The sequence below is a fragment of the Candidatus Njordibacter sp. Uisw_039 genome, from assembly GCF_047730075.1.
GTDB lineage: Bacteria > Pseudomonadota > Gammaproteobacteria > Pseudomonadales > Balneatricaceae > Njordibacter.
In genome coordinates this window covers 2,627,035-2,640,793 of record NZ_CP159831.1, presented here as the reverse complement: position 1 = coordinate 2,640,793, position 13,759 = coordinate 2,627,035, and the positions used below count along the sequence as shown (strand labels likewise).

Annotated in this window: 12 protein-coding genes; 11 read left to right on the top strand and 1 reads right to left on the bottom strand. The window is 46.5% G+C overall.

The genetic code is table 11. The features are described 5' to 3' along the window. Positions 1-42 precede the first annotated feature (42 nt). The 5 genes from dnaJ (at position 43) to greA (ending at position 7,119) form a co-directional block, all read left to right on the top strand. The gene (dnaJ, locus tag ABXT70_RS12625; protein WP_443640816.1) at positions 43-1,161 is read left to right on the top strand and encodes a molecular chaperone DnaJ; all 1,119 of its coding nucleotides are present in this window, start codon (positions 43-45) and stop codon (positions 1,159-1,161) included. A 48-nt stretch (positions 1,162-1,209) separates the two neighbouring features. Further along, the gene (gene dapB, locus ABXT70_RS12620) at positions 1,210-2,016 is read left to right on the top strand and encodes a 4-hydroxy-tetrahydrodipicolinate reductase (RefSeq protein WP_443640815.1); all 807 of its coding nucleotides are present in this window, start codon (positions 1,210-1,212) and stop codon (positions 2,014-2,016) included. Between the two features lie 220 nt (positions 2,017-2,236). Further along, on the top strand, positions 2,237-3,370 hold the full coding sequence (gene carA / locus ABXT70_RS12615; RefSeq protein ID WP_443640814.1) for a glutamine-hydrolyzing carbamoyl-phosphate synthase small subunit: 1,134 nt from the start codon (positions 2,237-2,239) through the stop codon (positions 3,368-3,370). Between the two features lie 28 nt (positions 3,371-3,398). Next, positions 3,399-6,620 (top strand): carbamoyl-phosphate synthase large subunit, encoded by a 3,222-nt coding sequence (carB, locus tag ABXT70_RS12610; RefSeq protein WP_443640813.1) that lies wholly within the window; start codon positions 3,399-3,401, stop codon positions 6,618-6,620. Between the two features lie 19 nt (positions 6,621-6,639). After that, the gene (greA, locus tag ABXT70_RS12605) at positions 6,640-7,119 is read left to right on the top strand and encodes a transcription elongation factor GreA (protein WP_443642518.1); all 480 of its coding nucleotides are present in this window, start codon (positions 6,640-6,642) and stop codon (positions 7,117-7,119) included. A gap of 67 nt (positions 7,120-7,186) precedes the next feature. Here the strand turns inward: greA and ABXT70_RS12600 are convergent, their stop codons facing one another. Next, complete coding sequence (locus ABXT70_RS12600) at positions 7,187-7,489, bottom strand: YhbY family RNA-binding protein (RefSeq protein WP_443640812.1); 303 nt, start codon at positions 7,487-7,489, stop codon at positions 7,187-7,189. A gap of 143 nt (positions 7,490-7,632) precedes the next feature. Between ABXT70_RS12600 and rlmE the strand changes: the two genes are divergently transcribed. The 6 genes from rlmE to secG all read left to right on the top strand — a co-directional run bounded on the left by rlmE (position 7,633) and on the right by secG (position 13,755). Continuing rightward, on the top strand, positions 7,633-8,256 hold the full coding sequence (gene rlmE, locus ABXT70_RS12595; protein WP_443642517.1) for a 23S rRNA (uridine(2552)-2'-O)-methyltransferase RlmE: 624 nt from the start codon (positions 7,633-7,635) through the stop codon (positions 8,254-8,256). A 71-nt stretch (positions 8,257-8,327) separates the two neighbouring features. Next, a complete protein-coding gene (gene ftsH, locus ABXT70_RS12590; RefSeq protein ID WP_443642516.1) occupies positions 8,328-10,289 on the top strand; it encodes an ATP-dependent zinc metalloprotease FtsH in 1,962 nt (653 codons plus the stop codon). Beyond that, positions 10,267-11,130 (top strand): dihydropteroate synthase, encoded by an 864-nt coding sequence (gene folP / locus ABXT70_RS12585; RefSeq protein WP_443640811.1) that lies wholly within the window; start codon positions 10,267-10,269, stop codon positions 11,128-11,130. Before ftsH ends, folP begins: the two co-directional genes overlap by 23 nt. Before the next feature lie 35 nt (positions 11,131-11,165). Next, positions 11,166-12,497, top strand: a complete 1,332-nt coding sequence (gene glmM, locus ABXT70_RS12580; protein ID WP_443640810.1) for a phosphoglucosamine mutase — start codon at positions 11,166-11,168, stop codon at positions 12,495-12,497. A 110-nt stretch (positions 12,498-12,607) separates the two neighbouring features. Further along, positions 12,608-13,360, top strand: a complete 753-nt coding sequence (gene tpiA / locus ABXT70_RS12575) for a triose-phosphate isomerase (RefSeq protein ID WP_443640809.1) — start codon at positions 12,608-12,610, stop codon at positions 13,358-13,360. Positions 13,361-13,404: 44 nt separating this feature from the next. Then, on the top strand, positions 13,405-13,755 hold the full coding sequence (secG, locus tag ABXT70_RS12570) for a preprotein translocase subunit SecG (RefSeq protein ID WP_443640808.1): 351 nt from the start codon (positions 13,405-13,407) through the stop codon (positions 13,753-13,755). Positions 13,756-13,759 lie beyond the last annotated feature (4 nt).

Below are 13,759 nucleotides of genomic sequence, written 5' to 3'. Positions count from 1 at the left end.
CTTCTTGTAGTAAAAATACAATAGAAGCCCAGTGGAATAACTATGTCTAAACGCGATTTTTACGAAGTTCTCGGTGTGGCCAAAGGCACCGATAAAAAAGAAATCAAAAAGGCTTTTCGCCGTATGGCGATGAAGTATCACCCAGATCGTAATCCGGGTGATAAGGCTGCAGAAGAAAGTTTTAAGGAAGTTAACGAAGCTTACGAAATCTTATCTGACGAGCAAAAAAAAGCCGCTTATGACCAATATGGTCATGCTGGTGTAGATCCAAATGCTCGTGGTGGCGCTGGTGGCGCCGGTTTCGGTGATGTGTTCGGCGACATGTTTGGCGACATTTTTGGAGGTGCTGGTGGTGGCGGTCGTTCTAGCGTTCAGCGTGGTTCTGATTTGCGTTACACCATGGATTTGAACCTCGAGCAGGCGGTACGTGGTACAACTAAAGAAATTCGCATACCTACTCAAGTAGAGTGTAAACCATGCGATGGTTCTGGCGCTAGGCCCGGTACCAGCAGCAAGAGCTGTGGCACCTGTCACGGTCAAGGCCAGGTGCGCATGCAACAAGGCTTCTTCTCGGTGCAGCAAACCTGCCCAACTTGTCATGGTAACGGTAAGGTGATCAGCGATCCTTGTAACTCTTGCCACGGTGAAGGCCGAGTACAAGAATACAAAACTTTATCTGTGAAGATTCCATCGGGCGTAGATACTGGTGATCGTATTCGGTTAACAGGTGAAGGCGAAGCGGGCGGGAACGGAGGCCCAAGTGGTGACTTGTACGTGCAAGTTTCTGTGCGTGAGCATAAAATCTTCACTCGTGATGGTAAGAATCTATTCTGTGAAGTGCCTATCAGCTTTACTGATGCAGCATTGGGTGGCGAAATTGAAGTGCCAACCTTAGACGGCCGTGTTAAGTTAAAAATCCCTGAAGGCGCACAAAGTGGAAAAATGTTCCGCTTACGCGGTAAAGGTGTAACGCAGGTACGCGGTGGTGGTCAAGGTGACCTTATGTGTCGTGTGGCGGTAGAAACACCAGTACATCTAAACAAAGAGCAAAAAGATTTGTTGCGTAAATTCCATGACACTATGGAAGCAACTAAAGGCAAACATTCACCTAAAAAATCGTCTTGGTTTGAAGGTGTTAAGAGCTTCTTCGAAGATAGCTAGAACAACCTGTCATTGCGAGTAAAGCGTGGCAATCCATAGAGGTGGAGCATGACACGAATTGCAGTAATGGGTGCCGCAGGGCGCATGGGTAAAGTGCTTGTTGAAGCTGTTCAGCAAGCTCCAGGGGTAACCTTGGGCGCTGCAATCGTTTCACCTAATAGCAGTTTAGTGGGTGCTGATGCTGGCGAGTTAGCGGGTGTTGGAAAATTAGGCATTACCCTTAAAGACTCTTTAGCCTCTGCTGCTGATGACTTTGACGTTCTCATCGACTTCACCAATCCAGAAATATCTATAGCCAGCCTTGCTGAATGTGTACGGCTCAACAAAGCTATAGTGATAGGCACAACAGGGCTAAGTGGTGAGCATAAAAAAACACTATCTGATCAAGGTCAACATATACCCATAGTATTCGCACCTAACATGAGTGTGGGCATTAATCTGCTGCTCGATATTCTCTATCGCGCAGCTAGTGTTCTTCAAGACGGCTACGACGTGGAAATTATTGAAACCCACCACCGGCATAAAGTCGATGCGCCGTCTGGCACAGCGTTACGTTTAGGTGAAGTTGTAGCCGATGCAATGGGCCGTAACTTAGACGAATGTGCAGTTTATGGGCGTGAAGGTATAACTGGCCCGCGTACGGCCAATGAAATTGGTTTTGAAACCATTCGTGCTGGCGATGTTGTTGGCGACCATACGGTTCTATTTGCCAGTGAAGGGGAGCGTATCGAAATTACCCATAAAGCCAGTAGCCGCATGACCTTTGCAAAAGGCGCAGTGCGCGCCTGTACTTGGTTGCAGGACCAGTCTTATGGTTTGTACGATATGCAAGATGTGTTAGGTTTGAAAGACTAGCTTAAGCGCTTTGGAGTAGAGAATCTGCTAGACAAAAGGCCGCATTGTTCTGTATAATTTCGCCAGTTTACAGGCACGAAAATGTAGTTGCCGGTCATAGCATTTATATAAAAGCGGGGCGTGTTTACACACCTCGCTTTTTTGCGACTAGAGGCCGCACTTTCTTGTACCTATAAAAAATATTTGCGCGCATGATGCACCACACCTGAGGAGGCCCCCATTGACTACTCCCGCCATTCTGGCTTTAGAAGACGGCAGCATATTTAAAGGGGTTGCTATTGGCGCTAGCGGCCAAAGTACTGGCGAGGTTGTGTTTAATACCTCAATGACTGGCTATCAAGAAATCCTCACAGATCCTTCTTACGCCCACCAAATCGTCACCCTGACATATCCACATATAGGTAACACTGGAACTAACTCAGAAGACGAAGAGTCTGAGTTTATCTGGTCTGCTGGGTTAGTTATTAGAGACCTACCTCTAACGGCGAGTAACTGGCGTAGCACCCAACCCCTAGATGAATATTTAATAGCCAACAATGTTGTGGCCATTGCTGATATCGACACCCGTCGCCTTACGCGTATTTTGCGCGAAAAAGGTGCGCAGAGTGGTTGCATCATGGCAGGTAACGACATCGACGAAGCTGCAGCCTTGGCAGCGGCGAAGGGTTTTGCTGGTCTAAAAGGCATGGACCTCGCCAAGGAAGTCACGGTTAAAGAGGCTTACAACTGGACCGGCTCTACTTGGGACTTGGTAGAAGGAAACCGCGAAAAGGCTGATGGTCAATTTAATGTTGTAGCATACGACTATGGTGTCAAGCGGAATATTTTGCGGATGTTGGTTGAGCGTGGTTGTAAGTTAACTGTTGTACCTGCACAAACACCGGCTAAAGATGTATTAGCCATGAATCCAGATGGTGTGTTTTTGTCTAACGGCCCTGGTGATCCAGAGCCATGTGATTATGCCATTGCCGCCATCAAAGAAATTCTACAAACAGATACTCCAGTGTTTGGTATTTGCCTAGGGCACCAGTTATTGGCCTTGGCTTCTGGTGCCAAGACAGAGAAAATGAAGTTTGGTCACCACGGTGCCAACCACCCAGTGCAAGATCTTGATTCTAAGGTGGTTATGATCACTAGTCAGAACCACGGTTTTGCCGTGTCAGAAGATGCCATGCCAAGCAACTTGCGGGCTACCCATAAGTCCTTGTTTGATGGATCTTTGCAAGGTATTGAGCGCACTGATAAACAGGCTTTTAGTTTTCAAGGCCACCCAGAAGCGAGTCCAGGCCCACACGATGTAGCGCCATTGTTTGATCGCTTCATTGACATCATGACCGCTCGCAAAGCTAAATGACACAGCAACAGATTATTGGATAACTGACATGCCTAAACGTTCCGACCTCGAAAGTATATTGATCCTTGGTGCTGGTCCTATCATCATTGGTCAAGCTTGTGAATTTGATTACTCTGGTGCTCAAGCCTGTAAAGCCCTTCGCGAAGAAGGCTACCGAGTTATTTTGGTGAACTCTAATCCAGCCACCATCATGACCGACCCCAGCATGGCAGATGCCACCTACATTGAGCCTATTCGTTGGGAAACGGTAGAAAAAATTATTGAAAAAGAACGCCCAAGTGCGATTTTGCCAACTATGGGTGGTCAAACAGCCCTTAACTGTGCGTTAGACCTTAACCGCTTGGGGGTGTTAGAAAAGTACAATGTGGAAATGATTGGTGCTGATGCAGACACCATTGATAAAGCAGAAGATCGCAATCGTTTTGACAAGGCCATGAAAAATATCGGCCTTGAGTGCCCTCGTGCTGAAATTGCCCACACTATGGAACAAGCGTTTGACGTGCAAACGCGAATTGGTTTTCCTGCCATCATCCGGCCATCCTTTACCATGGGTGGTTCAGGTGGTGGTATTGCATATAACCGGGAAGAATTTGAAGAAATCTGTACCCGTGGATTAGACCTATCACCTACCAGTGAGTTACTTATCGATGAGTCTTTGATTGGTTGGAAAGAATATGAAATGGAAGTGGTGCGTGACACCAATGACAACTGCATCATTATTTGTTCCATTGAAAACTTTGACGCCATGGGTGTGCACACCGGTGATTCTATCACTGTAGCCCCAGCCCAAACACTCACTGACAAAGAATACCAAATTATGCGTAATGCTTCATTGGCAGTATTGCGTGAAATTGGTGTGGAAACAGGTGGTTCTAACGTACAGTTTGGTGTCAACCCAGAAGATGGCCGTATGGTGGTTATTGAGATGAATCCACGGGTATCACGATCATCAGCTCTGGCTTCTAAAGCCACCGGTTTCCCTATTGCCAGGGTGGCGGCCAAGTTGGCTGTTGGTTATACCTTAGACGAGCTACAAAACGACATTACAGGTGGTGCTACACCGGCCTCGTTTGAGCCTGCCATTGATTATGTTGTCACCAAAATTCCTCGTTTCACCTTTGAAAAATTTCCTCAAGCAGATGATCGCTTAACCACGCAAATGAAATCTGTGGGCGAGGTTATGGCCATCGGCCGTACCTTCCAAGAGTCGTTGCAGAAGGCCTTGCGTGGTCTAGAAACAGGCATCCATGGTTTGGATCCTATTTTAGACATCACCCAAGAAGATGCCCATAGTAGAATTGTTGCTGAACTAAAAACCCCCCGAGCAGATCGTATTCAATACGTTGGTGATGCCTTACGTATGGGTATGGATGTGCAAGAGATCTATGAATATTCTGGTATCGATCCGTGGTTCTTGGTGCAGCTAGATGATTTGATTCAGGAAGAAGAAAAACTTGCCAAATTAGGCCTTGCAGACCTTAATTACGATCGTGTTTATAGCCTTAAGCGTAAGGGTTTCTCAGATATTCGGCTAGCTAAGTTGTTAGGCCTTACTGAAAAAGGCTTCCGTCAACACCGTCAAAAGTTGGGTATTCGCCCCGTCTATAAACGAGTTGACACCTGTGCTGCGGAGTTCTCAACCGACACTGCATACATGTACTCTACCTATGAAGAAGAGTGCGAGTCACGCCCTAGTAGTCGTGATAAAATCATGATTTTAGGTGGTGGACCTAACCGCATTGGTCAAGGCATTGAGTTTGATTATTGTTGTGTACATGCCGCTTTGACCATGCGTAAGCAGGGTTATGAAACCATCATGGTGAACTGTAACCCAGAGACTGTATCTACAGATTACGACATTTCAGACCGTCTATACTTTGAGTCTGTTACCCTAGAAGACGTGTTGGAAATTGTGCAGATTGAACAGCCTAAAGGCGTTATCGTGCAATACGGTGGTCAAACTCCACTTAAGCTAGCAGTTGATCTAGAGAATGCTGGGGTGCCTATTTTGGGTACTAGCCCAGAGGCCATCGACCGTGCCGAAGACCGTGAGCGTTTCCAGCAAATGATTCAGCGTTTAGGTTTGCTGCAGCCAGAAAACGCCACCGTGCGTACTCAAGAAGAGGCTGTTCGCGCAGCAGAAAAAATTGGATATCCTTTGGTAGTGCGCCCATCCTATGTATTAGGTGGCCGTGCCATGGAGATCGTACACAAAGAAACTGAGCTGAAGCGCTACATGAATGAAGCAGTTCAGGTGTCCCATGACTCTCCAGTGCTGCTGGATCGCTTTTTGAGCAATGCTGTAGAAGTAGATATTGATGCTGTGTGCGACGGTGAGCAAGTGGTGATTGGTGCCATTATGCAACATATTGAGCAAGCGGGTATTCACTCTGGTGACTCAGCCTGTTCGTTGCCGCCATACGACTTGCCACAAGATGTGCAAGAGGCCATGCGTGAGCAAGTGAAGCGTATGGCGTTAGAGCTTGGGGTCATTGGTTTAATGAACACTCAACTGGCATGGCAAGATGGTGAAATATACGTCATTGAAGTGAATCCCCGTGCATCACGCACTGTACCTTTTGTATCTAAGTGTATTGGGGTTTCTTTGGCAGACATCGGTGCTCAGGTTATGGCGGGTAAAAGCCTTGCTGAAATCGGATTCACTAAAGAGATCATCCCAGGGTACTTTAACGTTAAGGAAGCTGTGTTCCCGTTTGACAAGTTCCCAGGTGTTGATCCAATTCTTAGCCCAGAGATGAAGTCAACGGGCGAGGTAATGGGTATTGGCAATAGCTTTGCTGAAGCGTTTTCCAAGGCTCATATAGGTACAGGACAATCCATGCCTGTGGCTGGAAAAGCCTTTGTTTCGGTCCGGGAAGTTGATAAACCCGCCTCTCTCCAGTTGGCAGCAGGGTTAATTCAGCTTGGTTTCACTTTGGTCGCTACCAGTGGTACTCAAAAAACATTGACTGAAGCTGGTTTTGAGTGTGAACTAGTAAACAAGGTGATGGAAGGACGCCCTAACATTGTTGATAAGATTAAGAATGACGAAATTACCTTTGTGGTAAACACCACAGAAGGACGCCAAGCTATTAACGATTCATCGCTCATTCGTCGCTCTGCATTGCAGCATAAAGTAACTTACGCCACGACTCTAACTGGTGGTCTTGCAGTGATGGAAGGTTTGGCGTTTGGGGAAGAACAAGAAGTGCGTCGCTTGCAAGATATGCACGCTACGCTTACAGCGTAAGGAAGTATTAATTATGGCGATTACTAAAGTCCCTATGACGGTGCGTGGTGAGCAATTACTGCGTGCGGAGTTATTGGAATTAAAAAGTATCACTCGGCCGCGAATCATCAAAGACATTGCCACAGCTCGCGAGCATGGCGATTTAAAAGAAAATGCTGAATATCACGCTGCCCGAGAGCAACAAAGTTTTTGCGAAGGCCGTATTCAAGAGGTTGAAGCTAAATTATCTTTAGTACAAGTGATTGATGTTAGCCAAATCCCACACACGGGCAAGGTGATCTTTGGCGCTACGGTCACTATCATTAACTTGGATACTGACGAAGAAAAGACCTACTGTATTGTGGGTCAAGATGAAGCTGACATTAAAGCTGGAAAGATTTCTATCGGTTCACCCATAGCGCGGGCTTTGATCGCCAAAAGTGAAGGTGACGAAGTGCGCGTAACTACACCTGGCGGTATGATTGATTATGAGATTGCTGAGGTTAAGCACATCGTATAAATTAGTGAATAGCCACCTACAGCTCCCACGCTTAACGAAGGAGAGGTCGGTGTTATAGGTCTAAATATTAGCGTTCTAAGTTAGACTTTTTAGGGTCTGCGTCAGGGTTGCTTAAATACACTAGGGCAACGTTGCCGATAGCTTGCACTAGCGTGGCACCAGTTTGTTTACACATGTCTGCAATGAGGGTGTTTTTCACATCACGATCGCCCACAGAAAACTTCACCTTGATTAATTCATGATCGAACAGCGCGCGGCCGATTTCTGTCATTACGTTTTCTGAAAGACCGTTGGTAGCCACAGTGACGAGCGGATGCAAGCCATGGCCAATGGAGCGAAGTTGTTTTTTCTGTGATTGAGCTAAATTCATTGTTGTCCAAAGATAAATTGTTGGGCGCCATAGGTCCCGTGGCTGTGTTAAACTGGTCCACATTATACCGCATGTCTGGTGTTTGCGCTTGTCAGCCGCTAGATTTACCCCACTTACGTTTCGACCTATCAATAGAGATACCCTTGGCTAGATCAAAAACCAGCAGCAACTGGCTAAAAGAGCACTTTGACGACCCCTATGTAAAGCAGGCACAAAAAGATGGCTACCGTTCTCGTGCCAGCTATAAATTGCTTGAAATAAGTAAAAAAGACCGGCTGATGCGCCCAGGAATGACAGTGGTTGATTTAGGTGCAGCCCCAGGTGGCTGGACTCAAGTTGCTATGCAGCTGGTAGGTGAAGAAGGCACAGTGGTGGCTTCAGACATACTGCCAATGGATTCCATTGCCGATGTCACCTTTGTGCAAGGTGACTTTACTGAACAAGCGATCTACGATCAGATCGTAGCGGCTCTAGGTGGTGAAAAAGCAGACCTTGTAATTTCTGATATGGCCCCCAATATGAGTGGTAACCCAGCTATTGATCAGCCAACATCTATGTATTTGGTTGAGTTGGCTTTAGACATGGCCCGTAGTGTATTAAAACCTGGGGGCACATTTGTGGCTAAGGTGTTTCATGGTGAAGGTTTTGATGATTTATTAAAAGACACCCGTAGCAGCTTTACCAGCGTACGGTCACGTAAACCCGATGCTTCTCGTGGACGTTCGCGAGAAGTTTATCAATTGGCAACCGGCTTTAAGGGTCAGTAAACCCAGTTTACCTTTCTTACTGCCTCAAGCCGCCCTCGACACGAGGATTAGGAGTCTAGCACTTGAACAACATGACAAAGAATTTGGTTTTATGGCTCATCATTGCAGCGGTGCTGCTGACGGTGTTTAATAATTTTAGCCAAGAATCTGCTCCCAATCGCGTGAGCTATTCAGAATTTGTGCAGTCAGTACAGCGTGATCAAGTCACCAATGTTGAAGTTGATGGCCTTATGATAACTGGCAAGTTTGGTGATGGCACCAGCTTTGAAGTTGTTCGGCCGGCCTTGTCGGACCCTAAGTTAGTAGATGACCTACTGGACCACGAAGTTGAGATTGTAGGCAAGCAACCAGAACAACAAAGCATCTGGGTACAGCTGTTGGTAGCTAGTGCACCTATTTTAATTATCATTGTGGTGTTTATGTTCTTTATGCGCCAAATGCAAGGTGGTGCTGGTGGCAAGGGCGGCCCAATGTCCTTCGGTAAGAGTAAAGCTCGGTTAATGAGTGAAGATCAAATTAAAACCACCTTTGCCGACGTTGCGGGTGTTGAAGAAGCCAAAGAAGAAGTACAAGAACTGGTGGAGTTTTTACGTGACCCTGGAAAATTCCAGCGTTTAGGTGGGCACATTCCACGTGGTGTGCTGATGTCTGGTGCCCCGGGTACTGGTAAAACGTTGTTAGCTAAAGCCATCGCTGGTGAAGCTAAGGTGCCGTTCTTTAGTATCTCTGGTTCTGATTTTGTTGAAATGTTTGTGGGTGTGGGTGCATCCCGTGTACGTGATATGTTTGAACAAGCTAAAAAACAAGCTCCATGTATTATCTTTATCGATGAAATTGATGCTGTAGGTCGCCATCGTGGTGCTGGCATGGGTGGCGGTAACGACGAGCGCGAACAAACCCTTAACCAACTATTAGTAGAAATGGACGGTTTTGAAGGTAATGAGGGTATTATTGTTATTGCTGCTACCAACCGCCCAGACGTATTAGACAAGGCATTGTTGCGCCCTGGTCGTTTTGATCGTCAGGTCTATGTGCCGTTACCAGATATTCGTGGACGTGAGCAAATTCTTAATGTTCACCTCAAAAAAGTACCCTTAGGTGACGATGTTAAACCAAAGCTTATTGCTCGTGGTACTCCAGGCTTCTCTGGTGCAGATTTAGCCAACCTAGTGAACGAGGCTGCTTTGTTTACTGCACGGTTAAATAAACGCACCGTAGGTATGGATGAACTAGAGAAGGCCAAGGATAAGATCATGATGGGTGCTGAACGCAAATCCATGGTCATGCAACCTAAAGAAAAGCTTAATACAGCCTATCATGAAGCCGGCCATGCTATTGTTGGTCGTTTGGTGCCAGATCACGATCCAGTTTATAAAGTGACCATTATTCCACGTGGCCGTGCCTTAGGCGTGACAATGTTCCTGCCAGAAGAAGATCGTTATAGCTTGTCTCGTCAAGGTATCTTGAGCCAAATATGTAGCCTATACGGTGGTCGTATTGCCGAAGAAATGACCTTAGGCAAGGATGGTGTAACTACGGGTGCATCCAACGACATCCAACGTGCCACACAATTGGCGCGCAACATGGTGACTAAGTGGGGCTTGTCGGAAAAGTTAGGCCCATTGCTTTATGAATCAGAAGATTCTGATCCGTTTAGTGGTGCGCAAGGTCAGGGAGCTAAAGGTTTCTCTGATGAAACTACCGCGGCTATTGATGGCGAAATAAAAGAAATTATTGAAAGTTGCTATGAACGTGCAAGCGTCATTTTACATGATAATCGAGATATTTTAGATGCCATGGCTAATGCTTTGATGAAGTACGAAACCATCGATTCGAGTCAGTTAGATCAATTGTTAGCCCGTGAAGAAGTTTCTGCACCAGAAGGCTGGGACGATCAAGATCGTAACAGCAGTGGCTCAGATACTGATGGTAACGCTAGTGCTACCTCAGCTGAAGACCAGGCTACGGTTGCTGAATCTGACCTAGATGCAGACAACAGTGACGTGCCAGGTGCCGACGAAGCTCCAACCTAAGATGTTGTTTGGTGACCAATGGCTCGACTTAGCTGAGCCACATGTTATGGGAGTGATGAATGTCACTCCCGATTCCTTTTCTGATGGCGGCAGCCTGTTTACTGACCAGTCCTTGTGTCTAGATGCGGCCATGGTGCGTGCGCGTGCAATGGTGGCAGAAGGTGCTAGTTTCCTCGATATTGGTGGCGAATCCACTCGCCCAGGAGCTGATTCTGTATCAGTTCAGCAAGAATTAGATCGTGTTATTCCTGTTATTGAAGCTATCCGAGCTTCTTTAGATGTCGTTGTGTCTATCGATACCAGTACCGCTGAGGTGATTACTGCCGCTGCTAAAGCTGGTGTGGGGCTCATCAATGACGTGCGTGCTCTTGGGCGAGAAGGTGCCTTGCAGGCTGCCGCCGATACACAGTTACCCGTATGCCTAATGCACATGCAGGGTGATCCTAAAACCATGCAAGATAACCCCGTATATGATTCTGTGGTGGGGGATGTTGGCCTTTACTTAGATGAGCGCGTTAAACAATGTAACCGTGTGGGTATACCAGTAGAGCGTATACTCATAGATCCTGGATTTGGCTTTGGCAAATCCTTAGTTCATAATCTACAGTTACTTAAACATCTCAACCTATTAACCAACAAAGGTATGCCTGTGTTAGTGGGTATGTCTCGTAAAAGTATGATTGGCAGTGTATTGGATCGGCCAGTTGATGAAAGACTACACGGTGGCCTAGCAGTTTCTGTGATGGCTTATGAGCGAGGCGCGCGTATTGTGCGGGCCCATGATGTGGCCCCTACCGTAGATGCGCTCCGTATGGCTCATGCAGCTATGATGAGTGATTAAATCAAACTAAGGAAGGTTACATAAAGGAGTTAGGTATGAAGTATTTTGGAACAGACGGTATTCGTGGTTGCTGTGGTGAATACCCGATAACCCCCGACTTTATGCTTAAATTGGGATGGGCTGTGGGCAAAGTGTTTTCAGAGCACGGCCGTAGCAAAATTCTAATTGGTAAAGACACACGTATTTCTGGATATATGTTTGAATCTGCATTGCAGGCAGGCTTGTCTGCAGCAGGTGTGAACGTGCGCTTGTTAGGTCCTATGCCGACACCTGCCGTGGCCTATTTAACGCGTACTTTTCATGCTGAAGCTGGCATAGTGATCAGCGCTTCACACAATGGCTATAAAGATAATGGCATTAAATTTTTCTCTGCCCAGGGTACTAAGCTATCAGACTCAGTTGAAGCGGCAATTGAAGATAAGTTACAAGAAACCATGGTGTGTGTGTCTCCGGAAAATCTAGGCCGCGCCAAGCGCATATCTGACGCTGCAGGCCGGTATATTGAGTTTTGTAAGGGCACTGTTGGCCCTCATACCAGCTTGAAGGGTATGAAAATTGTGCTAGATTGTGCCCATGGTGCTACTTACCATATTGCGCCTAGTGTGCTGCACGAACTTGGTGCCGACGTTACTAGTATTGGAATTGACCCTGACGGATTGAATATCAATCAGGACTGTGGCTCTACGTCCATTGCTATGTTGCGAAAAGTGGTTCGCCTGCAAGAAGCAGATTTAGGTATAGCTTTAGACGGTGACGGTGACCGTGTCATTATGATTGATCACATGGGTGACGAAGTTGATGGCGACGAATTAATGTTTATTATCGCTGCTCACCTGAAACGTAACGGCCAACTTGAGGGTGGCGTAGTAGGCACTCAAATGAGTAACTTAGGAATGGAACTCGGACTAAAAGACCTAGGTATAGATTTTATCCGTGCCCAAGTGGGTGATCGTTATGTGATGCAACAGCTAAAAGAAAAAGGTTGGCTTTTAGGTGGTGAATCGTCAGGCCATCTTATCTGTAGAAATCTGACCACCACTGGAGATGGCATCATCGCTGCTCTGCAGGTCCTGCAAGCGATGCAATCTAGCCGGAAGACGTTGCATGAACTGAAGAATCAAATGCAAAAAATGCCACAAAAACTCATTAACTTACGTCTTGGTAGTAAGGTAAATTTGGCAGAATATCCAGCCATAGATGACGTTGTCAATGCCATGGAAAAGCGCTTGGGCGTTCGAGGACGGGTTTTGCTCAGACCCTCAGGTACAGAACCAGTGGTAAGGGTAATGGTAGAAGGCGAAGATGTTGATCTTGTGAACCAATATGCTCAAGAGTTAGCCCACGATGTAAGCCAGGTGATTTCTTAGGCTAATTGCATGGTAATAACAGCAAATCTCTTGTTTAGGTGCCCTAACTTGAGTATTATGGCGCGCTTAAATTGAATACCCTTGGTTTGTTTTAACGGAAGGTTATAGTAATGGCACACATGATAGTTGCAGGCAACTGGAAAATGAATGCCAGCAAAAATGCTGTAACTGAATTATTAAGTGGCCTGAAACACGGTGCGGTAACGATTAAAAATGCTGAACTGGTGGTGTTTCCACCTTTTCCATACTTAGCGCAAGCCCAGGCAGAGTTAACTGGTACAAGTATTCATATCGGTGCACAAAATATTTGTGCAGCTGATAAAGGAGCTTATACTGGCGAAGTGTCTTTAACCATGGTTAAAGAGTTTGGTGTTAGCTATGTGCTGGTTGGCCATTCAGAGCGACGCGCTCTTTATGCAGAAGATGATGCGCAAGTGGCAGCTAAGTATGTTGCCATTCAAGCGGCGCAGTTAACGCCTATTTTATGTGTGGGTGAAACGTTAGAACAGCGCAAGCAAGGCCTCACATTAAGTGTTGTCACTGGTCAGATTCAGGCTGTTATTGACGCCGCTGGCGGTGCTAGCTTTGCTAATGCGGTCATCGCTTATGAGCCAGTTTGGGCCATAGGCACTGGGTTGACAGCAAGTCCAGGGGAAGCTCAGGAAGTGCATCGAGCTATCCGCGCCCATATAGCGAGTGTGGCTCTAGAACAAGCCAGCGGCTTGAAAATTTTATATGGTGGCAGTGTAACTGCCACCAGTGCTGAAGAGTTATTTGCTCAAGCAGACATTGATGGCGGCCTTGTAGGTGGCGCATCCTTAACAGCTGATTCATTCTTGGCCATTGGCCAGGCGGCGAAATAGATTAGTGCTTATATAAGCGCAATAAGTGTAAAGCGAGAAATTTAATGGAAGTTGCAATTCTAATTGTACATGTGTTGTTAGCCATAGCCTTAATTGGCTTTATCATGATTCAGCAAGGTAAGGGTGCCGATGCGGGCGCTTCTTTTGGTGGCGGTGGTGCTTCACAAACTGTATTTGGCAGTAGTGGATCTGGTAATTTCTTGAGCCGTACTACCGCTGTTATAGCAGCTAGTTTATTTGTAACCAGCTTTGCTTTGGCAATCTATGCCAAGCAGAAAGCTGGCAGCATTTCTGATGTAGGTATTCCCGTCGTTGAGCAAGTAGAGCAACAAACGCTTCCTGAATTTGAAGAAGTTTTAGTGCCTACAGACAGCGACGTTCCTGTAACAGAGTAAAAAG